General features: G+C 73.5%; 19 protein-coding genes. 15 read left to right on the top strand and 4 right to left on the bottom strand.

Annotated features, from left to right (window positions below; translation table 11 throughout):
- The first annotated feature begins 48 nt into the window (after positions 1-48).
- Both PV342_RS03485 and PV342_RS03480 read left to right on the top strand, forming a co-directional pair.
- Positions 49-1,062 carry an alcohol dehydrogenase gene (locus PV342_RS03485; RefSeq protein WP_400795627.1) on the top strand — a complete coding sequence of 338 codons (1,014 nt, stop codon included), beginning with the start codon at positions 49-51 and terminating at the stop codon, positions 1,060-1,062.
- A 208-nt stretch (positions 1,063-1,270) separates the two neighbouring features.
- Positions 1,271-2,266 (top strand): extracellular catalytic domain type 1 short-chain-length polyhydroxyalkanoate depolymerase, encoded by a 996-nt coding sequence (locus PV342_RS03480; RefSeq protein ID WP_400795630.1) that lies wholly within the window; start codon positions 1,271-1,273, stop codon positions 2,264-2,266.
- Between the two features lie 76 nt (positions 2,267-2,342).
- Here PV342_RS03480 and PV342_RS03475 read toward each other — a convergent pair whose 3' ends face one another.
- Positions 2,343-2,885 (bottom strand): DUF1697 domain-containing protein, encoded by a 543-nt coding sequence (locus tag PV342_RS03475; RefSeq protein ID WP_500315775.1) that lies wholly within the window; start codon positions 2,883-2,885, stop codon positions 2,343-2,345.
- 102 nt (positions 2,886-2,987) lie between these two features.
- Here PV342_RS03475 and PV342_RS03470 point away from each other — a divergent pair, with 102 nt between their 5' ends.
- The 11 genes from PV342_RS03470 (at position 2,988) to PV342_RS03420 (ending at position 16,922) form a co-directional block, all read left to right on the top strand.
- Positions 2,988-4,241 carry an AAA family ATPase gene (locus PV342_RS03470; protein WP_500315774.1) on the top strand — a complete coding sequence of 418 codons (1,254 nt, stop codon included), beginning with the start codon at positions 2,988-2,990 and terminating at the stop codon, positions 4,239-4,241.
- A 10-nt stretch (positions 4,242-4,251) separates the two neighbouring features.
- Positions 4,252-4,584, top strand: coding sequence for a nucleotide pyrophosphohydrolase (locus PV342_RS03465; protein ID WP_018563257.1), 333 nt, complete (start codon positions 4,252-4,254; stop codon positions 4,582-4,584).
- Positions 4,585-4,784: 200 nt separating this feature from the next.
- On the top strand, positions 4,785-5,240 hold the full coding sequence (locus PV342_RS03460; protein WP_018563256.1) for a DUF6099 family protein: 456 nt from the start codon (positions 4,785-4,787) through the stop codon (positions 5,238-5,240).
- A gap of 118 nt (positions 5,241-5,358) precedes the next feature.
- On the top strand, positions 5,359-6,282 hold the full coding sequence (locus PV342_RS03455; RefSeq protein WP_386987262.1) for an LLM class F420-dependent oxidoreductase: 924 nt from the start codon (positions 5,359-5,361) through the stop codon (positions 6,280-6,282).
- A 30-nt stretch (positions 6,283-6,312) separates the two neighbouring features.
- Positions 6,313-7,275: a homocysteine S-methyltransferase gene (mmuM, locus tag PV342_RS03450; RefSeq protein ID WP_400795641.1), complete on the top strand. Its 963-nt coding sequence runs from the start codon at positions 6,313-6,315 to the stop codon at positions 7,273-7,275.
- Complete coding sequence (locus PV342_RS03445) at positions 7,266-8,759, top strand: 3' terminal RNA ribose 2'-O-methyltransferase Hen1 (RefSeq protein WP_500315773.1); 1,494 nt, start codon at positions 7,266-7,268, stop codon at positions 8,757-8,759. Before mmuM ends, PV342_RS03445 begins: the two co-directional genes overlap by 10 nt.
- On the top strand, positions 8,756-11,302 hold the full coding sequence (locus PV342_RS03440; RefSeq protein WP_500315772.1) for a polynucleotide kinase-phosphatase: 2,547 nt from the start codon (positions 8,756-8,758) through the stop codon (positions 11,300-11,302). Before PV342_RS03445 ends, PV342_RS03440 begins: the two co-directional genes overlap by 4 nt.
- Positions 11,303-11,377: 75 nt before the next feature.
- Positions 11,378-12,601: an arginine deiminase gene (locus PV342_RS03435; protein WP_329185225.1), complete on the top strand. Its 1,224-nt coding sequence runs from the start codon at positions 11,378-11,380 to the stop codon at positions 12,599-12,601.
- 120 nt (positions 12,602-12,721) lie between these two features.
- Positions 12,722-13,726, top strand: coding sequence for an ornithine carbamoyltransferase (argF, locus tag PV342_RS03430; protein WP_400795651.1), 1,005 nt, complete (start codon positions 12,722-12,724; stop codon positions 13,724-13,726).
- 98 nt (positions 13,727-13,824) lie between these two features.
- Positions 13,825-14,652, top strand: coding sequence for an enoyl-CoA hydratase family protein (locus PV342_RS03425; protein ID WP_018563249.1), 828 nt, complete (start codon positions 13,825-13,827; stop codon positions 14,650-14,652).
- Positions 14,653-14,654: 2 nt separating this feature from the next.
- Positions 14,655-16,922: a bifunctional salicylyl-CoA 5-hydroxylase/oxidoreductase gene (locus PV342_RS03420; protein ID WP_400795655.1), complete on the top strand. Its 2,268-nt coding sequence runs from the start codon at positions 14,655-14,657 to the stop codon at positions 16,920-16,922.
- Positions 16,923-16,934: 12 nt separating this feature from the next.
- Here the strand turns inward: PV342_RS03420 and PV342_RS03415 are convergent, their stop codons facing one another.
- The 3 genes from PV342_RS03415 to PV342_RS03405 form a co-directional block, all read right to left on the bottom strand.
- Complete coding sequence (locus PV342_RS03415) at positions 16,935-17,516, bottom strand: Uma2 family endonuclease (RefSeq protein ID WP_386987242.1); 582 nt, start codon at positions 17,514-17,516, stop codon at positions 16,935-16,937.
- 82 nt (positions 17,517-17,598) lie between these two features.
- Positions 17,599-18,423: a PaaX family transcriptional regulator gene (locus PV342_RS03410; RefSeq protein ID WP_400795659.1), complete on the bottom strand. Its 825-nt coding sequence runs from the start codon at positions 18,421-18,423 to the stop codon at positions 17,599-17,601.
- Positions 18,424-18,427: 4 nt separating this feature from the next.
- A complete protein-coding gene (locus PV342_RS03405) occupies positions 18,428-20,032 on the bottom strand; it encodes an AMP-binding protein (protein WP_400795662.1) in 1,605 nt (534 codons plus the stop codon).
- A gap of 95 nt (positions 20,033-20,127) precedes the next feature.
- Between PV342_RS03405 and PV342_RS03400 the strand changes: the two genes are divergently transcribed.
- Both PV342_RS03400 and PV342_RS03395 read left to right on the top strand, forming a co-directional pair.
- Positions 20,128-21,231, top strand: a complete 1,104-nt coding sequence (locus PV342_RS03400) for an acyl-CoA dehydrogenase family protein (protein ID WP_386987233.1) — start codon at positions 20,128-20,130, stop codon at positions 21,229-21,231.
- Positions 21,228-21,626 carry a RidA family protein gene (locus tag PV342_RS03395; protein WP_329185213.1) on the top strand — a complete coding sequence of 133 codons (399 nt, stop codon included), beginning with the start codon at positions 21,228-21,230 and terminating at the stop codon, positions 21,624-21,626. Before PV342_RS03400 ends, PV342_RS03395 begins: the two co-directional genes overlap by 4 nt.
- Positions 21,627-21,705 lie beyond the last annotated feature (79 nt).

Raw genomic sequence — 21,705 nt, 5'->3', positions numbered from 1 at the left:
GGTGGGAAGGGCGCTACGCGCCGCAATCCCACACACAGCGGACGGGCAATGAACTCCATGCGGGTGGCCCAGGTCACCGAACCGGGCGGACCATTCGAAATCGTCGAGCGCGAGCTCCCGGAGCCCGGGCCCGGCCACGTCCGGATCGCGGTCGAGGCGTCGGGCGTCTGCCACAGCGACGCCGGCTTCGTGCACAACGCCTTCCCCCACCTCACCTTCCCCCTGGTCGCCGGTCACGAGGTCGCCGGGCGCATCGACGCGCTGGGTGAGGGCGTGCGGTACTGGACGGTGGGCGACCGCGTGGAGGTCGGCTGGTTCGGCGGTCACTGCGGGCACTGCACGCCCTGCCGAGAGGGCCACTTCATCGACTGCCGGAACCTGCGGGTGCCCGGCTGGGCGTACGAGGGCGGCTACGCCACCCACATGGTCGCCCCGGTCAACGCGCTGGCGCGGATCCCCGACACGCTCGACGCGGTCGACGCCGCGCCGCTCGGCTGCGCCGGCGTGACCACGTACAACGCCTTCAAGAAGAGCTCCGCACGGCCCGGGGACCTCGTCGCCGTGATCGGCGTCGGCGGTCTCGGGCACCTGGCCGTGCAGTACGCCGCCAAGTTCGGCTTCGAGACGGTCGCCGTCGCGCGCGGCGAGGACAAGCGGGCCCTGGCCATGGAACTGGGCGCGCACCACTACATCGACAGCTCCGCCGGTGACCCCGCCAAGGAACTGCAGGCCCTCGGCGGGGCCACCGCCGTGCTCGCCACCGCCGCCAACTCGAAGGCCATGGCGGCCGGTGTCGACGGTCTGCGGCCCGGCGGGGAGCTGATCGTCATCGGCATCGACCCGGAGCCGCTGCCGATCACCCCGGCGCAGCTCATCCTGTCCTCGCGGTCGGTCGTCGGCCATCCGTCCGGCACCTCGCGCGACATCGAGCACACGATGGAGTTCAGCGCGCTCGCGGGGATCCGCCCGATGACCGAGACGGTGGCGCTGGAGGAGGTCAACGAGGCGTTCGCCCGCATGATGTCCGGCGCCGCGCGCTTCCGCATGGTCCTCGTCCCCTGAACCGCGAGGGTGCCTCCGGCCGGGGACGATCCGGTCGCCCCCGGCCGGCCGGAGCACGCGTCAGGCCCCGCCGGGAGGGCCGCGGCGAGCCGCCGGCGCTGCCCGGGGTACCGGTGCGCCCGAGCGGTCCGGGGCACCACGCGCGGCGTCCGCGTTGTGGTGCCCCGGGCCATGTCGCGGGCGTCGTACCGCTCCTACCGTCCGGCGCATGACCTTACTCAGAGCCGCACTGCACAGGGGCCGCCCGCGCGCCGCCCTGCTCGCCGTCCTCGTCGCCCTCCTCGCCGCGCTCGTCCCCGTCCGGCCCGCCCACGCCGCCGGGGCGATCGAGGAGGTGACCGGCTTCGGCAGCAACCCTGGCGCGCTGCGGATGTACCGCTACGTCCCCACCGGGCTGCCCCAGGGCCGGCCGGTCGTCGTCGCCCTCCACGGTTGCACCCAGAACGCCCAGGGATACGGCGCCCAGAGCGGCTGGACCGCGCTGGCGGACCGCTGGGGCTTCTCCGTGGTGCTGCCCGGGCAGACCTCGGCCAACAACCTCAGCCAGTGCTTCAACTGGTTCCAGACCGGCGACATCGCGCGGGGCCAGGGCGAAGCCGCCTCCATCCGGCAGATGACCGCCCGCCAGATCGCCGACAGCGGTGCCGATCCCTCACGGGTGTACGTCACCGGGCTCTCCGCGGGCGGCGCCATGACGGCGGTGATGATGGCGGCCTACCCCGACGTGTACGCCGCCGGCGGCGTGGTCGCCGGGCTGCCGTACGGCTGCGCGCAGGCGGCGGGTTCACCGTACGTGTGCATGTACGTCGGCGCGACGCAGACGCCCGCGCAGTGGGGCGACCGGGTCCGCGCCGCCTTCCCCGGGCACACGGGCCCGTGGCCCCGGCTGACGGTCTTCCAGGGCACCGCCGACTACACGGTCAAGCCCGTCAACATGGACGACCTCGTACGGCAGTGGACGGCCGTCCACGGCACCGACCAGACCGCCGACGCCTCCGACACGGTCGCGGGTTTCCCGCACCGGACGTACAAGGACGCCTCCGGCGGCGCGGTCGTCGAGACCTACAGCCTCACGGGCATGGGCCACGGCCAGCCCGTCGACCCGGGCAGCGGGGCGGCCCAGTGCGGCACGGCCGCCGCGTACATGCTCGACGTCAACCTCTGCGCGGCGTACCGGCTCGGGACGGGCTGGGGCCTGGGCTGAGCGGGAGGGGGCGACGCCGGGCGGCACGGGGGGCGCCCGGGGCAGGGGTGACGGGGCGCGCGCCGGCCCCGCCCCGTCACTCCGCGGCCATCGCCGCCAGGCGGCTCACGGTGTTCCAGTTGCGGGCCGTGGCCGTCAGTCCCAGGCGCTTCTCCCACAGCGCGTGGGAGAGCCGGGTCTTCTGCACCCCGTTCGGGCAGTGCACGTAGATCTCGCGCTCGCCGGGGCGGAACTCGTCGGGCGCGAAGCCGGCCGGGTCCAGCCCGGCGAGCCGGTCCGGTTCGACGGGCCCCGACAGGAAGGTGACCAGGAAGCGCGCGGGGTCGACGCCCGTCATGTCGAACGGGTTGCGTTCGACGACCCCGGCCAGCCCGGCGGCCTCGCGGACGACGCACGGCACCCTCCGCCCGTCGAACGCGGCGGCGACGGCCGCCTCCAGCGCGTCCGCCAGCTCTGCAGGGTCGGCCCGCTCGTGCTCGAACAGGGCGTTGCCGCTCTGCAGATGGGTGCGCACGGACGTGCCGCCGATCTCCTCCAGCAGTCGTCGCAGGTCCTGCATCGGAAGCCTGGTCGTCGGCCCGACGTTGATCCCGCGCAAGAGGGCCACGTATCCGGTCACCCCGCCACATTAACCGCCGCCTCGCCGGGGTTACCCACTTTCGGAGGACCGGCGGCCCGGCGGAACGGTTCGCCACCGGGTGCCGCCGCTACGTTCGCGTCCATGAGCACGAAGCGTGACCGTCCGGTCGTCACCGAACTGCGGCTCTCCGCCTTCAAGTCGCATCGCGGCGCGAGTTTCCCGCTCGGGCCGCTCACCGTGCTGGCGGGGGCGAGCGGCACCGGCAAGTCCAGTGTCCTGGAGGGGCTCGGCCTGCTCGGGCGGCTCGCCGCCGGCGAGGAGTTGGCCATGGCGTTCGACGGCGTGCGCGGGGGAGTGGCGGCCTGTGTGCCCCACGCGGCCAAGCCGGACGCCGAGGGCCGGCGCGGCTTCCGCATCGGGTGCACGGTGGACGGCGCGGTCGGCCCCGTCGCACTCGACGTCGCCGTGCAGACCGAACCCGAACTGCGCATCGTCGGCGAGCGGTTGACCGGGGCGGGTGAGACCCTGCTCGCCACCGCGCTGCGCGATCCGGGGCGGCGTACGGTCCAGGCGGCCTGGCACACCGCGGGGCTGGTCCCGGTGACCCGGGCCCCGCTGCCCGACGACCGGCTGGCCACCTCCCTGCTGCCGCTGCGCGTCGCGGGCACGACCGAGGGGCAGCGGCTGGTGCTCGCCGCCGCGGAGCAGACGGTGCTCGCGCTGCGCGGGGTGTTCCCCGTCGACCCCCGGCCGCACATGATGCGCGAGCCCGCGCGGGTGGCCGACGGCCTGCTCCGCGGCGGCTGCGACAACCTCTCGGCGGTGCTGCGCCGCACCCAGGGCGAGTGCCGTACGCGGCACGCCGCGCTGGTCGGCGCGCTGCGGGCGGTGTGCAGCCCGCCCGTCGAGGGGCTGACGGTGGTCCCCGCCGGGGAACCGGGCACGGGGGCGTACGCGGAGTCGGTGGTGGCGGCGGTCGACCGGGGACCCCTGGGGCTCGTGCCGGTGGACCGGCTCGGTGACGGGGAGTTGCGCTTCCTCGCGCTGGCGCTGGTGCTGCTGACCGGGCCGGGCGTGCTGGAGGTGGACACCAGCGGCGAGGTGCCGGACGCCGTGCAGGTCCTCACCGTGCTGGCGGACGGCCTGGACGCCGGTCTGGACCGGGCGCAGTCGCGGCAGTTGCTGGCGCTGGCCGCGCAGGTCGCCGAACGCGGTCACATCAGGCTGCTCGGCACGGTGCACGCCCCCTCCGTGGCCGAGGGGGCGGAGGGGACGACCCTGCTGCGCCTCGGGGGCGCGCCGGCGGACCGGGAGCGGGTGCCGGTGCAGGGGGCGGCCCCGGAGGCGCCGGCCGGGCAGGCCACGCCGCAGCACGCCGCGGCGGCGATGGGGTAGACCTGCGGGTGTGACCGAGGATCTGCACGCGCTGCAGCGCAGGCTGGCCGCATTCGCGGCCGCCCGGCGCTGGGAGCCGTACCACACGCCGAAGAACCTGGCCGTGGCCCTGAGCGTCGAGGCCTCCGAGCTTCTGGAGATCTTCCAGTGGCTCACGCCCGAGCAGGCGGCGGGGGTCATGGAGGACCCCGACAGCGCGCACCGGGTACGGGACGAGGTGGCGGACGTGCTCGCGTATCTGCTGCAGTTCTGCGAGGTGCTCGGAGTGGACGTGCTGGAGGCGCTGTCCGCCAAGATCGACCGCAACGAGCTGCGCTTCCCGCTGCCGGGGGCCGGGGACTGAGGCCCGGCGGGGCGGCGGCGCGCCGGCCGGTGGGCCGCGCTCCGCGGGCCGGTCGCGCCGGGGTTCGCGCGTGCCGCTCACTCGGGCGGGGGAGCGGGTTGTCCACAGGCGGGAACCGGCCACTTCCCCATCGCGTCATGATCCGTCACTCTGAGTGAGGAACGGGATCGACGGGGCGGAGACGGGGGAGGTGCGTCGTGATGGACGCGGTACGGCTGATCAGGGCCACGCGGGAGGCGCTGAGGAGCGGGGGGACCGAGCGTGAGCTGATGGCGGAGGCCTGGCAGGTCCAGGCGCTGACGGAGGCCATCGGCAGCCACCTCGCGCTCCACGGGGCCCCCGAGCTGCGCACTCCCGGATTCTCCGTCTGTGAGGCGGGCGGCCGGGCGTGCGGTGCCACGGGGCCGCCCGGGGTGGCGGCCCTCGCGTTGCGCGCGTCCCTGCTCACCGATGTGCGCGAACCCGCCGGGACCTTGCGCGAGCTGCGAGAACTGCTGTCGGAGCTGGGTATGGCCCTGGTCGCGGTGGCCTGCACCGCCGAGAGCGAGACGGAGTACTGGCAGTGCATCGAGGCGGTCGACGCCGCCGACGAGTCCAAGGACCGGGTGGGTGTGCTCCTGCGCGCGGTCGAGGCACGGCAGCGGGAGGGCGCATGAGCATCAAGTCGGCATATCAGAAGCCAAGTTGGCGGACTGCAGTCTTCTCCGGTCCGGGTGGGTGCCACACACGACAGGTCGCCGATCGATTCCGGGCGAAGAGGTGCAGGATGGAGTCATGGATCTTCGAATCTTCACCGAGCCCCAGCAAGGGGCCTCGTACGACACCCTGCTCTCCGTCGCCAAGGCGACCGAGGAGCTCGGGTTCGACGCCTTCTTCCGCTCCGACCACTACCTCAGGATGGGCGACGCGGACGGTCTGCCGGGGCCGAGCGACGCGTGGATCACCCTGGCCGGCCTCGCCCGTGAGACCAAGCGGATCCGGCTCGGCACCCTGATGACCGCCGCCACCTTCCGGCTCCCCGGTGTGCTCGCCATCCAGGTCGCGCAGGTGGACCAGATGTCGGGCGGCCGCGTCGAGCTGGGCCTGGGCGCGGGATGGTACGCGGACGAGCACGCCGCGTACGGCATCCCGTTCCCGAAGGAGAAGTTCGCCAGGCTGGAGGAGCAGCTCGCCATCGTCACCGGCCTCTGGGAGACCCCGCTCGGCGAGACCTTCGACTTCAAGGGCACGCACTACACGGTGGAGAACTCCCCCGCTCTGCCCAAGCCCGCCCAGGCGAAGGTCCCCGTCCTCATCGGCGGACACGGTGCCCGGCGCACCCCGCGGCTCGCCGCCCGCTACGCGGACGAGTTCAACCTGCCGTTCGGCTCGCTGGAGGACACCGCCTCGCAGTTCGCCCGCGTGCGGGAGGCCGCCGAGGAGCACGGCCGGGGCAAGGACGAGATCGTCTACTCCAACGCCCTCGTCGTGTGCGTCGGAAAGGACGACGCCGAGGTCGCCCGCAGGGCCGCAGCCATCGGCCGTGAGGTCGACGAGCTCAAGGCCAACGGCCTCGCCGGTTCCCCCGCCGAGGTCGTCGACACGATCGGCCGCTACGCCGAGCTCGGCGCCACCCGCTTCTACCTGCAGATCCTGGACCTGAGCGACCTCGGGCACCTGGAACTGATCGCCTCCGGGGTCCAGTCGCAGCTCGGCTGAGCCCCGCGCACCACGTGAGGAGCACCCGCGATGTCCGCACCGACCCGGCCCCTGGCGCAGGCCCTCGCCGAGGGCGCCGTCGTCCTCGACGGCGGGCTGTCCAACCAGCTCGCCGACCAGGGCTGCGACCTGGACGGCGCGCTGTGGTCCGCCCGCCTGCTCGCCGACGCGCCGGAGCAGATCGAGGCGGCGCACACGGCCTATGTGCGGGCGGGCGCGCGGGTGCTCATCACCTCGGGTTACCAGGCCACCTACGAGGGCTTCGCCGCACGCGGCATCGGGCGGGAGGAGGCGGGTGCCCTGCTGCGGCGCAGCGTCGCCCTCGCCCGCGCCGCCGCCCGCGACCGCGACGACGTGTGGGTGGCGGCCTCCGTGGGACCGTACGGCGCGATGCTCGCGGACGGCAGCGAGTACCGGGGCCGCTACGGGCTGAGCGTCGCGGAACTGGAGCGTTTCCACCGGCCCAGGATGGAGACGCTGGCCGAAGCCGGCCCGGACGTCCTGGCGCTGGAGACCGTGCCGGACACCGACGAGGCGGAGGCGCTGCTGAGGATCGCCGAGGGCCTCGGCCTGCCGGTCTGGCTCAGCTACACCGTCGCGGGCGGGGCGACCCGGGCCGGGCAGCCCCTGGAGGAGGCCTTCCGGATCGCAGCGGACACGGACGCGGTGATCGCCGTCGGCGTCAACTGCTGCGACCCCGCGGACGCCACCCGCGCTGTGGAGACGGCGGCGGCGACCGTGGACCGGCCCGTGGTCGTCTACCCCAACAGCGGTGAGAACTGGGACGGACGGGCCCGCGACTGGAGCGGGGCCCGGGCCTTCGACCCGGCCCTTGCCGCCGCCTGGCAGCGGGCCGGTGCCCGGCTCATCGGCGGATGCTGCCGGGTCGGGCCCGCACAGATATCCGCCCTCGCCCGCGCGCTCGCCGTCCAGCCGGGGAAAACCGCTGTTGAGGATGGGGGTGGACAGGCGATACTCAGGCGGTGTTCCTGACGATAACGACCACCGGCAGCGGCGGCATGCCCGCCACGGACCTCGGCTTCCTGCTGCACAAGCATCCGGAGAAGGCCCAGGTCTTCTCGACCTCCTACGGCGACGCCCACGTCTTCTACCCCGTGGCGTCCGAGCAACGGTGCACCGCCGCGCTGCTGCTGGAGGTCGATCCGGTGGCGCTGGTCCGGCGCGGCAAGGGCAAGGGCCGGGGCGGGGCCCCGGACTCCGCGCTCGGCCAGTACGTCAACGACCGGCCCTACGCCGCCTCGTCGCTGCTCGCGGTCGCCCTCCGCACGGTGTTCGCCAGCGCCCTGAGGGGCGTCTGCGACGCCCGCCCCGAGCGGGCCGCGCAGCCCCTGCCGCTGCGGATCGAGATCCCCGCCGTGCCCGCGCGCGGCGGCGCCGTCCTGGTGCGCCGGCTCTTCGAGCCGCTGGGCTGGACCGTCGAGGCCGAACCGGTCGCGCTGGACGAGATGTTCCCCGCGTGGGGCGAGTCGCGCTACGTGCGGCTGGTACTGGAGGGCGAGATGCGGCTGTCCACGGCCCTCAGGCACCTGTATGTGCTGCTCCCGGTCCTGGACGACGCCAAGCACTACTGGGTGTCGCCCGACGAGGTCGACAAACTGCTGCGCATGGGCAACGGATGGCTCGCCGCCCACCCGGAGCAGCGGCTGATCACCAGCCGTTACCTTTCCCGCCGCTGGTCCCTGACCCGGCAGGCCATGGAGCGGCTGGAACTGGCCCGGCTCGCCGAGGCGGACGACAGCGAGGCCGAGGAGCTGGACAACGCCGTCGACGAGGAGGTGGACACCGAGGACAAGCCGCTGCCGCTGGCGGTGCAGCGCCGCGAGGCGATCCTGGCGGAGCTGCGCGACGCCGGAGCGAACCGCGTACTCGACCTCGGCTGCGGCCAGGGCCAGCTGGTCGGCGCGCTGCTGAAGGACGTCCGCTTCACCGAGGTCCTCGGCGTCGACGTGTCGTCCCGGGCCCTGGGCGAGGCCGCGCGGCGGCTGCGGCTCGACCGCATGGGCGAGCGGCAGTCCTCCCGGGTCCGGCTGGTGCAGGGCTCCCTGACGTACACCGACGCCCGGCTCAAGGGCTACGACGCCGCGGTGCTCAGCGAGGTCGTCGAGCACCTCGACCTGCCCCGGCTGCCCGCCCTGGAGTACGCCGTCTTCGGTTCGGCACGCCCCGCGACGGTGCTCGTGACCACGCCGAACGTCGAGTACAACGTGCGCTGGGAGACGCTGCCCGCCGGGCACGTCCGGCACGCGGACCACCGCTTCGAGTGGACCCGCGAGGAGTTCCGCTCGTGGGCGGAGCAGGTCGCCGGCCGGCACGGCTACGGCGTGCGCTTCGTCCCCGTCGGCCCCGACGACCTCGAGGTCGGCCCGCCCACCCAGATGGCCGTCTTCACCCTGACCCCCACGACCAGCACGACCAGCACGACCACCACGACCGCGAAGGAGGTCACCCCCGTATGACCGGCAAGCGCACCCTCCCGGTGACCGATCTGTCCCTCGTGGTCCTGATCGGCACCACCGGCTCCGGCAAGTCGACGTTCGCCCGGCGCCACTTCAAGCCCACCGAGGTGATCTCCTCGGACTTCTGCCGCGGCCTGGTCAGCGACGACGAGAACGACCAGGGCGCCAGCGGCGACGCCTTCGACGTGCTGCACTACATCGCGGCCAAGCGGCTGGCCGCCGGCCGGCTCACCGTCATCGACGCCACCAGCGTCCAGCAGGAGAGCCGCCGCCAACTCGTCCGGCTCGCCCGCGAGCACGACGTGCTGCCCATCGCGATCGTCCTCGACGTTCCCGAGCAGGTCTGCGTCGAGCGGAACGCCTCCCGTCCCGACCGCGCCCACCTGCCCCGGCACGTCGTGCAGCGCCAGCAGCGCGAGCTGCGCCGCTCCCTGCGGCAGCTGGAGCGCGAGGGCTTCCGCAAGGTGCACATCCTGCGCGGCACCGAGGAGGTCGAGGCGGCCGAGGTCGTGCTGGAGCGCCGCTACAACGACAAGCGCGAGCTCACCGGACCGTTCGACATCATCGGCGACATCCACGGCTGCAGCTCCGAGCTGGAGACCCTGCTCGGCAAGCTGGGCTACGTCGACGGCGTCCACCCGGAGGGCCGCACGGCGGTCTTCGTCGGAGACCTCGTCGACCGCGGCCCCGACAGCCCCGGCGTGCTGCGCCGCGTCATGGGCATGGTCGCCGCGGGCGACGCCCTGTGCGTTCCCGGCAACCACGAGAACAAGCTGGGCCGCTGGCTGAGGGGCAAGCAGGTCCAGCACACCCACGGCCTCGCCGAGACCATCGAGCAGCTGGAGAAGGAGGACCAGCGGGACCCCGCCTTCCGGGAGCAGGTGCGCGAGTTCATCGACGGACTCGTCAGCCACTACGTACTCGACGGCGGCAAGCTGGTCGTCTGCCACGCCGGCCTGCCCGAGAAGTACCACGGCCGCACGTCCGGCCGGGTCCGCTCGCACGCCCTGTACGGCGACACCACGGGCGAGACCGACGAGTTCGGCCTGCCCGTGCGCTACCCGTGGGCCGAGGACTACCGCGGCCGCGCCGCCGTCGTCTACGGCCACACACCCGTGCCGAGCACGTCGTGGATCAACAACACGATCTGCCTGGACACCGGCGCAGTCTTCGGCGGGCGGATGACGGCCCTGCGCTGGCCCGAGCGCGAGATCGTCGACGTCCCCGCCGAGCGGGTCTGGTACGAGCCGGCGAAGCCCCTGGCGAGCGAGGCGCCCGGCGGGCAGGACGGGCGGCCGCTGGACCTCGCCGACGTCACCGGCCGCCGTGTCGTGGAGACAGCGCACCACGGCCGGGTGGCCGTCCGCGAGGAGAACGCGGCCGCCGCGCTGGAGGTCATGAGCCGCTTCGCGGTCGACCCGCGGCTGCTGATGTACCTGCCGCCGACGATGTCGCCGTGCGCGACGTCGCAGCTGGAGGGCTATTTGGAGCACCCGCACGAGGCGTTCGCCGCCTACCGGGCGGACGGCGTCGGCCAGGTGCTCTGCGAGGAGAAGCACATGGGTTCCCGTGCCGTGGCGCTGGTGTGCCGCGACGCGGAGACGGCCGGCGAGCGCTTCGGTGTGACCGGCGGCGTGACGGGCGCCCTGCACACCCGCACGGGCCGTCCGTTCTTCGACGACCCGGCCGTCACCGAGCAGGTCCTGGACCGGCTGCGGGCCTCCGTCAGCGCCGCCGGGCTCTGGGACGAGCTCGGCACGGACTGGCTGCTGCTCGACGCCGAGCTGATGCCCTGGTCCCTGAAGGCCTCCGGTCTGCTGCGCAAGCAGTACGCCGCCGTGGGCGCCGCCTCCGGCGCGGTCTTCCCGGGCGCGCTCGCCGCCCTGGAGTCCGCCGCCGCGCGGGGCACCGACGTGGCGGGCCTGCTGGAGCGGCAGCGCGGCCGGTCCGCCGACGCGGCCGCCTTCACCGAGGCGTACCGGCGCTACTGCTGGACGACCGAGGGCCTGGACGGGGTGCGGCTGGCGCCCTTCCAGATCCTGGCCGTCCAGGGCCGCAGTCTCGCCGCGCTCCCGCACGACGGCCAGCTGGCGCTCATCGACCGCCTGGTCGCGAACGACCCGACGGGGCTCCTGCAGGAGACCCGCAGGCTGCTGGTCGACACCGGCGACGAGGAGTCGGTGGCCGCCGGTACGCGGTGGTGGCTGGAGCTGACCGAGGCCGGCGGCGAGGGCATGGTCGTCAAGCCGCTCCAGGCCCTGGTGCGCACCGAGGACGGCAACCGCCTGGTCCAGCCCGGCGTCAAGTGCCGCGGCCGGGAGTACCTGCGGATCATCTACGGTCCGGAGTACACCCGGCCCGACCAGCTGGTCAGGCTCCGCTCCCGGGCCCTGGGCCACAAGCGCTCCCTCGCGCTGCGCGAGTACGCGCTGGGCCTGGAGGCGCTGGACCGGCAGGCCGCGGGCGAGCCCCTGTGGCGTGTGCACGAGGCGGTCTTCGCCCTCCTGGCCCTGGAGTCCGAGCCGGTGGACCCCCGGCTGTGACGGACGGGGGGCGGGCACCCGGGTGCCCGCCCCTCCCTGGCGGTAAACCCTTGCCAAGTGGGAATGTCTAGCTCCATGGCATTCCATGTGGACTCCGAGGCAGGGCGGCTGCACCGTGTCATCCTCCACCGCCCCGACCTGGAGCTGAAAAGGCTCACGCCGTCGAACAAGGACGCCCTGCTCTTCGACGACGTCCTGTGGGTGCGCCGGGCCCGCGCCGAGCACGACGGCTTCGCCGACGTGCTGCGCGACCGGGGCGTGGCCGTGCACCTCTTCGGTGACCTGCTGCGGGAGACGCTGAACCTGCCCCAGGCCCGGAGCATGGTGCTGGACCGGGTCTTCGACGAGAAGGAGTACGGCCCGGTGGTCACCGACCACCTGCGCGCCGCCTTCGACGAGCTGTCCGCGGCCGAGCTGACCGAGGCCCTGGTCGGCGGTATGACCAAGCGGGAGTTCCTGGCCCGCTTCGCCGAGCCGACCTCGGTCCGCTTCCATGTGATGGACCTGGACGACTTCCTGCTCGACCCGCTGCCCAACCACATCTTCACCCGGGACACCTCGGCCTGGGTCTACGACGGGGTCAGCATCAACGCGATGCGCTGGCCGGCCCGCTGGCACGAGACGATCCACTACGAGGCGATCTACCGCCACCACCCGCTCTTCGCGGGCGGCTCCTTCCACGTGTGGTCGGAGGGCCAGGCGGCCTACCCGTCCACGATCGAGGGCGGCGACGTCCTGGTGATCGGCAACGGCGCGGTCCTCATCGGCATGAGCGAGCGCACCACCTCGCAGGCCGTGGAGATGCTGGCCCAGCGGCTGTTCAACGCGGGGTCGGCCACCACGATCGTGGCCCTGGACATGCCCAAGCGCCGCGCCTTCATGCACCTGGACACCGTGATGACCATGGTCGACGGCGACACCTTCACCAAGTACGCGGGCCTGGGCATGCTGCGCTCGTACACCATCGAGCCCGGCGCCGGGGAGCGCGACCTCAAGGTCACCGACCACCCGCCGGAGCACATGCACCGGGCGATCGCGGCGGCCCTGGGCCTGGACGACATCCGGGTGCTCACCGCGACCCAGGACGTCCACTCCGCCGAGCGCGAGCAGTGGGACGACGGGTGCAACGTGCTCGCACTGGAGCCGGGCGTCGTCCTGGCGTACGAGCGCAACGTCACCACCAACACCTTCCTGCGCAAGCGCGGCATCGAGGTCATAGAGATCCCCGGGAGCGAACTCGGTCGCGGCCGCGGCGGTCCGCGCTGCATGAGCTGCCCCATCGAGCGGGACCCGGTCTGACGGGGGCGATCCGTGGCCGGGGCCGCTGGGGCTGTATAAGGATGCGAGTATTCGTATAGACTTCCACGGTCCCGGCGCACTCATGTTCGGCACCCGGCCGACCCCGACCTAGGAGCCCCCATGGCCATCGACCTCACGGGCCGCCACTTCCTCAAGGAACTGGACTTCGCCCCCGAGGAGTTCCGCGGGCTGGTCGAGCTGGCCGCCGAGCTGAAGAAGGCCAAGAAGGCGGGCGCCGAGGTCCGGCGGCTCACGGGCCGGAACATCGCCCTGATCTTCGCCAAGACCTCCACCCGCACCCGCTGCGCCTTCGAGGTCGCCGCGGCCGACCAGGGCGCCTCCACGACCTACCTGGACCCGGCCGGCTCCCAGCTCGGCCACAAGGAGTCGGTGAAGGACACCGCCCGGGTGCTCGGCCGGATGTTCGACGGCATCGAGTACCGCGGCACGGGCCAGGAGGTCATCGAGGAACTGGCCGCCCACGCCGGGGTGCCGGTGTGGAACGGCCTCACCGACCAGTGGCACCCGACCCAGATGCTCGCCGACGTGCTCACCATGGCGGAGCACTCCCGTTCCCCGCTGGCGGAGACCGCCTACGCCTACCTCGGCGACGCCCGCTCCAACATGGGCAACTCGCTGCTGGTCACCGGCGCCCTCCTCGGCATGGACGTACGCATCGTCGCCCCGGAGCGGCTGTGGCCGGACGAGTCGGTCGTCGCCGAGGCCCGGCGCCTCGCGGAGGCCACGGGCGCCCGGGTCACCCTGACCGCCGACGTCGCCGAGGGCGTCGCCGGCGCGGAGTTCGTCCACACCGACGTCTGGGTGTCGATGGGCGAGCCCGCCGAGGTCTGGGACGAGCGCATCGCGCTGCTGAAGCCGTACGCCGTGACCATGGACGTGCTGCGGGCCACCGGCCGTCCCGACGCGAAGTTCATGCACTGTCTGCCCGCGTTCCACGACCTCGGCACCGCCCTGGCCCGGGAGATCCACGCGAGGCACGGGCTGACCTCTCTGGAGGTCACCGACGAGGTCTTCGAGTCGGCGCACTCCATCGTCTTCGACCAGGCCGAGAACCGGATGCACACCATCAAGGCCGTCCTCGTCGCCACGCTGGGAGGCGCGTGAGGCGCCGCATCTATCGCGCACTCGTGACGGCGGTCACGAAGGGGTGATAACTTCGCGGTGGTGGCAAGCCTGCCTCCCCCGTGAAGGAGGACGTCCCCATGAGCCCCTACCGAGGCTCCGCAGGCCGTACCGAGGAGTGGCGGCACCTGCGGGTCGAGCGCGCCGACGGTGTCGTCACCGTCACCCTCGACCGCCCCGACAAGCTCAACGCGCTCACCTTCGGCGCCTACGCCGACCTGCGCGACCTGCTCACCGAACTGCCGCACCACGGCGACACCCGTGTGCTGGTCCTCGCCGGGGCCGGCCGGGGCTTCTGCTCCGGCGGGGACGTCGACGAGATCATCGGCGCCACCCTCGCCATGGGCGCCGGACAACTGCTCGACTTCACCCGCATGACCGGACAGGTCGTCCGCGCCATCCGCGAGGCCCCCTTCCCCGTCGTCGCGGCCGTCCACGGCGTCGCGGCCGGAGCCGGCTCGGTCATCGCCCTCGCCAGCGACTTCCGGATCGTCGAGCGCTCCGCCCGCTTCGCCTTCCTCTTCACCAAGGTCGGCCTCGCGGGCGCCGACATGGGCGCCGCCTACCTGCTGCCGCGCATCGTCGGACTCGGCCACGCCACCCGGCTGCTGATGCTCGGCGACACCCTGCCCGCCGCGGAGGCCGACCGCATCGGCCTCGTCAGCGAACTCGTCGACGACGGCCAGGCGGACGCCAGCGCCGCCGCCCTCGCCAAACGCCTGGCCACAGGCCCGGCGCTGGCGTACGCGCAGACCAAGGCGCTGCTCACCGCGGAACTCGACATGCCGCTCGCCGCCGCGGTGGAGATGGACGCCGCGACCCAGGCGCTCCTGATGACCAGCGAGGACTACGCCGAGTTCCACGCCGCGTTCACCGGCAGGCGCACCCCCAACTGGAAGGGCCGGTAACCGTGCGGGTGGCCATCATCGGCGGCGGCCCCGGCGGACTCTACGCGGCCGCACTGCTCAAACGCCTCGACCCCGAACGCGACATCACCGTCTGGGAGCGCGGCGCGCCCGAGGACACCTTCGGCTTCGGCGTCGTGCTCTCCGACGAGACGCTCGGCGGCATCGAGCACGCCGACCCGGTCGTCTTCCGCGCCCTGCAAAGGGAGTTCACCCGCTGGGACGACATCGACGTGCACCACCGCGGGCGCGCCGTCACCTCCGGCGGCCACGGCTTCGCGGCGGTGGACCGGCGCACGCTGCTGGCGATCCTCCACGACCGCTGCCGCGACCTCGGCGTGACCGTCCGCACCCGCGAAGCCGCCCCGGCCGCCGAGCGGCTGGCCCGCGACCACGACCTCGTCGTCGCCGCCGACGGCGCGGGCAGCGCCACCCGCGCCGCCCACGCCGCCGTCTTCCGGCCCACCCTCACCGGACACCGCTGCCGCTACATCTGGCTCGCCACCGACCTCGCCCTGGACGCCTTCCGCTTCGAGATCGCCGAGACCGAGCACGGCGTGATGCAGGCCCACGGCTACCCGTACCGGCCCGGCGTCAGCACCTTCATCGTGGAGATGCACGAGGACGTCTGGCGGCGCGCCGGACTGGACCGGCTGGACGAGGCCGAGTCGATCGCCCGCTGCGAGAAGATCTTCGCCGACGCCCTGCACGGCCACAGCCTGCGCGGCAACCGCTCCCGCTGGATCGCCTTCACCACCGTCGTCAACGAACGCTGGCGGCACAAGAACATCGTGCTGCTCGGCGACGCCGCCCACACCGCGCACTTCTCCATCGGCTCGGGCACCAAGCTCGCCATGGAGGACGCCCTCGCCCTCGCCGCCTGCCTGCACGAGCAGCCCGGCGTCCCCGAGGCGCTCGCCGCCTACGAGGCCGAGCGCAAGCCGGTGGTCGCCAGCACGCAGCGCGCCGCGCGGGCCAGCCTGGAGTGGTTCGAGCACCTGGAGCAGTACGCCGCCCAGCCGCCCCGGCAGTTCGCCTTCAACCTGCTCACCCGCAGCCGCCGGGTCACCCACGACAACCTGCGGCTGCGCGACGCGGACTTCACCGCCTCGGTGGAGCGGGAGTTCGGCACCGGGCCGGACACCCCGCCGATGTTCACCCCCTTCACCTTGCGAGGGCTGACCCTGCGCAACCGGGTCGTCGTCTCGCCGATGGACATGTACTCCGCCACCGACGGCACCCCCGGCGACTTCCACCTCGTCCACCTCGGCGCCCGCGCCCTCGGCGGCGCGGGCCTGGTCATGACCGAGATGGTCTGCGTCAGCCCCGAGGGCCGGATCACACCCGGCTGCGCGGGCCTGTGGAACGACGGGCAGGAGGCCGCCTGGCGCCGCGTCACCGACTTCGTGCACGCCCGGCCCGGCTCCGCGATCGGCCTCCAGCTCGGCCACAGCGGTCGCAAGGGCTCCACCCGGCTGATGTGGGAGGGCATCGACCAGCCGCTCCCCGAGGGCAACTGGCCGCTCGCGGCCCCCTCCCCGCTGCCGTACCACCCGCACGTCAGCCAGGTCCCGCACGCTCTGGACGACGCCGGACTGGCCGCGATCCGCGAGCAGTTCGCCGCCTCCGCCGTACGCGGCGCCCGCGCCGGGTTCGACCTGCTGGAGCTGCACTGCGCCCACGGCTACCTGCTGTCGTCCTTCCTCTCGCCGCTCACCAACCGGCGCACCGACGCCTACGGCCGCGACCTGGCCGGACGGCTGCGCTTCCCGCTGGAGGTCTTCGACGCCGTCCGCGAGGTGTGGCCCGACGACCGCCCGATGACCGTCCGCATCTCCGCCACCGACTGGGCCGAGGGCGGTACGACCGCCGACGACGCGCTGGAGATCGCCCGGGCCTTCGCCGCGCACGGCGCCGACGCCATCGACGTCTCCACCGGCCAGGTCGTCCCCGACGAGGCCCCCGACTACGGCCGCTCCTACCAGACCCCCTACGCCGACCGGATCCGCAACGAACTCGGCCTGCCCGTCATCGCGGTCGGCGCCATCTCCTCCTGGGACGACGTCAACTCCCTGATCCTCGCCGGCCGCGCCGACCTGTGCGCGCTCGCCCGACCCCACCTCTACGACCCCAACTGGACGCTCCACGCCGCCGCCGAACAGGGCTACTCCGGCCCCGGCGCCCCCTGGCCCCTCCCGTACCAGGCCGGCAGCCGCCGTCCGCCCACGGGGCGCACGGACGCCCCCCGCCCCCGGCTCACGCTGGACGTGTGAGGGGCGGCCGCCTCAGCGGAAGGCGGAGGTGTCGAGGGCGAACGAGAACGGCTCGGGGAGGTCGAGCTCCTTGCCGAACAGCACCCGGACGTCCTGCCGGTAGTCCTCGGCGTCCGGCTCGCCGTACAGAGTGACGGTGCCTTCGGTGCGGTCCACCAGCAGGTAGAAGGGGATGCCGGCGGCCGCGTAGCCGCGTCGCTTCGGGCCGCGGTCCTTGTCAGGGCGGCTCGACGTCACCTCGACAGTCATGACCACCCCGTCCGGGACGAACCACGAGTCCTTGCCCGCGAACACGCCTTCCGGGCCCACCGTCAGGTCCGGGATGAAGCGGCCGGCCGGAGTGATGAGCCCCTTGGCGCCGGACGTGTAGAACTCGGCGGGGGACTTGCGGATCATCTGGCGGACGAAGCGGCCGAGAATGTCCTCGTGGTCTCCGTCGGGCGGCGGGGTCACGACGATCTCCCCCTCGATCAGCTCGGCGCGGTACCCCTCGGGCACCGTGAGGTCGAGGAAGGCGGCGAGCACGGCGTCGCCGCCGGGGCCCGAGCGTTCGGTCGCGGGCAGTGCCATCTCGCGTACCTCCTCGATCGTCATGGTTCCGCTCCGATGTGGTCAGGTTATGCCCCGCCGGGTGGCGCGGGCGTACATCCTGCCGACGATCACCGGAGCAGGGCGGTCACGCCGTGGGGCCGGCGGACCGCGCGAACTCCGCCCCCGCGTCGTGCAGGCGCGCGTGCAGGCCCTCGAAGACGGCGGCGGCGCGGCCGCCGGGCCAGTCGGGCGGGAGGAGGGCGGGCGTCAGGCCCGGGTCGGCGTAGGGGAGGCGGCGCCAGGAGTCGAGGGCGCGCAGGTAGTCCGCGAAGGCCTCCTGCGGCGGGGTCGCCTCCCGGGCGGCCCAGGCGCGCAGCACGGGTTCGTGGGCGTCGAGGAAGGCGTGGTGGCGCTTGGCGACGGCGTCGAGGTCCCACCAGCGGCGCACGGCCGCGGCCGTCGGCTCGAAGCCGAGGTGGGTGCCGGTGAAGAGGTCGACGTAGGTGTCCAGGCCGAGCCGGCGCAGGGTGTGCAGGGCCTCCTCGTGGAGGCGGGCGGGCGCGATCCACACGCCCGGGGCGGCGGTGCCGAAGCCCAGCCGGGCCAGGCGGGAGCGGAGCAGGTGCCGCTTGTGCCGCTCGCTCTCCGGCACGGAGAAGACCGCGAGCACCCACTCCTGGTCGCCGGCTCCGCCGGCCGGGTGACCGTAGATGCGGCGGTCGCCGTCGGCGAGCAGCTGCCGGGCGTCCTCGGACAGGGCGTAGCCCGCGGCGCCGGCGACGCGGTCCGGCTCCAGCAGGCCGCGGCGCTTGAGCCGGGAGACCGCCGAGCGTACCGACTGCGGGTCCACGTCCACGGCGCCCATCAGCCGGATCAGCCCGGCGACGGGTATCCGCCCGTCCCAGGCCTCGGCCCGGCCGTAGGCGCCGAAGAAGGTCACGATCAGCGAACTGGGGGTGTGCTCGGTCACGCGATCACTGTAGGTGGCGCAGCCGGAAGCGCTGCAGTTTCCCGGTGGGCGTGCGGGGCAGGGCGTCGATGAAGACGATCTCGCGCGGGCACTTGTAGCTCGCGATCTCCTCACGGGTGAAGGAGCGCAGCGCCTCGACCGTGTGCTCGTCGCGCGGCGGCCCGTCCCGCAGCACGACGAAGGCCCGGACGATCTGGCCGCGCTGGTCGTCCGGTACGCCGATGACCGCGACCTCCCGCACGTCGGGGTGGCGCAGCAGCGCCTCCTCGACCTCGGGGCCCGCGATGTTGTAGCCCGAGGAGATGATCATGTCGTCGGCGCGGGCCACGTAGCGGTAGTAGCCGTCCGCCTCACGCACATAGGTGTCGCCGGTGATGTTCCAGCCGCCCCGCACGTACTCACGCTGCCGTTCGTCCGCCAGGTAGCGGCAGCCCGTGGGGCCGCGCACCGCCAGCAGCCCCGGCTCGCCGTCCGGCAGGGGGGACAGCGTCACGGGATCGACGACCCGGGCCTGGAAGCCCGGCACCGGCAGGCCCGTGGTGCCCGGGCGGATCACGTCGTCGGCGGCGGAGATGAAGATGTGCAGCAGCTCCGTGGCCCCTATGCCGTTGATGATCCGCAGGCCCGTCGACTCGTACCAGGCGTGCCAGGTCGCCTCGGGCAGGTTCTCGCCCGCGGACACGCAGCGACGCAGCGAGGACAGGTCCCGGGAGCCGTGCGAGGCGAGTATGGCCCGGTAGGCGGTGGGCGCGGTGAACAGCACGGTCACCCCGTGCTCGGCGACGGCGCGGGCGAGCTGCTCGGGGCCGGCCTGCTCCAGCAGCAGTGCCGACGCCCCCACGCGCAGCGGGAAGACGACCAGGCCGCCCAGCCCGAAGGTGAAGCCCAGCGGCGGGCTGCCGGCGAACACGTCCGCGGAGGTGGGTCGCAGTATGTGCGCCGAGAAGGTGTCGGCGATCGCCAGCACGTCCCGGTGGAAGTGCATGCAGCCCTTGGGCCTTCCGGTCGTGCCGGAGGTGAAGGCGATCAGCGCGACGTCGTCGGACGAGGTCTCCACCGCGGCGAAGGAGTCCGGCCGGCCGGCGGCGAGCCGCAGCAGGTCGTCCGGTGCCTCGCCGCCGTACGTGGCGATGCGCAGCCCGGGCGCCTCGCACTTGGCGAGGTCGTCGACCGCGCGGATGTCGCACAGCGCGTGCCGGACGGAGGCGATCTCGCAGATCGTCGCCAGCTCGTGCGGGCGGTGCGCCGCGAGCACGGTCACCGCGACCGCGCCCGCCTTCATGACGGCGAACCAGCACGCCACCAGCCACGGCGTGGTGGGGCCGCGCAGCAGCACGCGGTTGCCGGGCACCACCCCGAGGTCGTCGGTCAGCACGTGCGCGATGCGGTCGGAGGCGGCGCGCAGATCCGCGTACGACCAGACCTCCCCGTCCGGCATCCGCAGGCAGGGCGCCTCGGGCAGTCCGGCCGCGAGGAGTTCGGTACCGCAGTTGAGCCGGCCCGGATAGGCCAGCTCGGGGAGGTCTTGGGTCAGGACGGGCCACTGGTCACGCGGCGGGAGGTGATCCCGCGGGAAAGTGTCCACGTGAGCTGATGGCAGCAGGTCCATGGCGGGTTCGCCCCTCGTTGGCCCCTGGTTGCGGACGGATTCAGCGTAACGTGTTTGTGACGGCAGTCAACGGTACGCGATACGGGAGGTGCCGCGTGGCATCGTTCGCGCTCGACCCGGAACAGCTCAAGTGGTGTGCACAGGTCCGTGATTGGGCCGCCGAACGGCTGCGGCCGCTGGCGGAGGCCGGTGAACCCGGGCGGGTCAACCGCCCGCTGCTCGCCGCCCTCGGCGAACTCGGCCTGCTCGCGCGCCTCTTCCCCGGCACCGCCCTGGAGCTGTGCCTGCTCCGGGAGTCCCTGGCCCGCGAGTGCACCGAGGCCGAGACGGCGCTCGCCCTGCAGGGCCTGGGCGCCCACCCCCTGCTGGAGTCCCCGGAGCTGGCCGCCCGCTGGATCCCGCGTGTCGTCTCCGGCGAGGCCGTCGCGGCCTTCGCGCTCACCGAGCCGGGCGCCGGTTCCGACGCGGCCGCCCTCGAACTGGCCGCGGAGCCCGCGCCCGGCGGCTGGCGGCTCACCGGCGAGAAGTGCTGGATCTCCAACGCCCCCGAGGCCGACGTCTACACGGTCTTCGCCCGGACCACACCCGGCGCCGGGGCCCGTGGGGTCACCGCGTTCGCCGTCCCCGCCGACCGCCCCGGCCTCGGCGGCGAACGCCTCGACATGCTCTCCCCGCACCCCATCGGGCGGCTGCGCTTCGACGCGGTACCGGTCGGGGAGCAGGACGTGATCGGGGAGGTCGACCGGGGCTTCAGGGTCGCCATGACCACCCTCAACCGCTTCCGCCCCAGCGTCGGCGCCTTCGCGGTCGGCATGGCGCAGGCCGCCCTGGACGCGGCCGCCGCCCACGCCGCCTCCCGCACCGCCTTCGGCGCGCCCCTGAAGGAGCTTCAGGCCGTCTCACACACCCTGGCCGAGATGGCCACCCGCACCGAGGCCGCCCGCCTGCTGGTCTACGCCGCCGCCGAGGCCTACGACTCCGGCGCCGCCTGGACCGCCCGCAGCTCCGCCATGGCCAAGCTCTTCGCCACCGAGACGGCCCAGTACGCCGTCGACGCCGCGGTCCAGATCCACGGGGCCCGCGCCCTGGAGCGCGGCCACCTTCTGGAGCACCTCTACCGCGAGGTCCGCGCACCGCGTATCTACGAAGGCGCCACCGAAGTCCAGCGGTCGATCATCGCCAAGGAGCTCTTCGCATGACCCTCAACCGGATCAACCCGCCCGAGCTGTCCCCGCCCACCGGTTTCAGCCACGCCGTCACCGCCACCGGGAGCACCCTCGTCCTCCTCGCGGGCCAGACCGCGCTGGACTCCGGGGGCAAGATCGTCGGGGAGACGCTCCCCGCCCAGTTCGAGCACGCGCTGATCAACCTGCTCACCGCGCTCCAGGCCGCCGGCGGCACCCCCGCCGACCTCGCCCGGCTCACCGTCCACACCACCGACGTCGCCGCCTACCGCGACCACGCGCCCGAACTCGGCCGCATCTGGCGCGCCCTGGCCGGCCGCGACTACCCGGCGATGGCGGTCATCGGCATCACCCGCCTGTGGGACGAGGAGGCCATGGTCGAACTCGACGGCCTCGCCGTGCTGTCCTGACCGGTCCGGTCCGGTGGACCGGGCGCCAGGGGCGTCAACGGCCCCTGGCGCCCTGCCCGGTGCGACCACGCAGGGCCCG

Source organism: Streptomyces sp. PA03-3a (assembly GCF_033792735.1).
GTDB lineage: Bacteria > Actinomycetota > Actinomycetes > Streptomycetales > Streptomycetaceae > Actinacidiphila.
The sequence above is the reverse complement of the archived record's forward strand: the minus strand, read 5'-3'. Positions and strand labels throughout refer to the sequence as shown.

Bases quoted from the DNA above. Each gene is read 5' to 3' on its own strand.
- PV342_RS03485 (WP_400795627.1), top strand. From the start codon at position 49: ATGAACTCCATGCGGGTGGCCCAGGTCACCGAACCGGGCGGACCATTC.
- PV342_RS03480 (WP_400795630.1), top strand. From the start codon at position 1,271: ATGACCTTACTCAGAGCCGCACTGCACAGGGGCCGCCCGCGCGCCGCC.
- PV342_RS03470 (WP_500315774.1), top strand. From the start codon at position 2,988: ATGAGCACGAAGCGTGACCGTCCGGTCGTCACCGAACTGCGGCTCTCC.
- PV342_RS03460 (WP_018563256.1), top strand. From the start codon at position 4,785: ATGGACGCGGTACGGCTGATCAGGGCCACGCGGGAGGCGCTGAGGAGC.
- PV342_RS03455 (WP_386987262.1), top strand. From the start codon at position 5,359: ATGGATCTTCGAATCTTCACCGAGCCCCAGCAAGGGGCCTCGTACGAC.
- mmuM (WP_400795641.1), top strand. From the start codon at position 6,313: ATGTCCGCACCGACCCGGCCCCTGGCGCAGGCCCTCGCCGAGGGCGCC.
- PV342_RS03440 (WP_500315772.1), top strand. From the start codon at position 8,756: ATGACCGGCAAGCGCACCCTCCCGGTGACCGATCTGTCCCTCGTGGTC.
- PV342_RS03435 (WP_329185225.1), top strand. From the start codon at position 11,378: ATGGCATTCCATGTGGACTCCGAGGCAGGGCGGCTGCACCGTGTCATC.
- argF (WP_400795651.1), top strand. From the start codon at position 12,722: ATGGCCATCGACCTCACGGGCCGCCACTTCCTCAAGGAACTGGACTTC.
- PV342_RS03425 (WP_018563249.1), top strand. From the start codon at position 13,825: ATGAGCCCCTACCGAGGCTCCGCAGGCCGTACCGAGGAGTGGCGGCAC.
- PV342_RS03415 (WP_386987242.1), bottom strand. From the start codon at position 17,516: ATGACGATCGAGGAGGTACGCGAGATGGCACTGCCCGCGACCGAACGC.
- PV342_RS03405 (WP_400795662.1), bottom strand. From the start codon at position 20,032: ATGGACCTGCTGCCATCAGCTCACGTGGACACTTTCCCGCGGGATCAC.
- PV342_RS03395 (WP_329185213.1), top strand. From the start codon at position 21,228: ATGACCCTCAACCGGATCAACCCGCCCGAGCTGTCCCCGCCCACCGGT.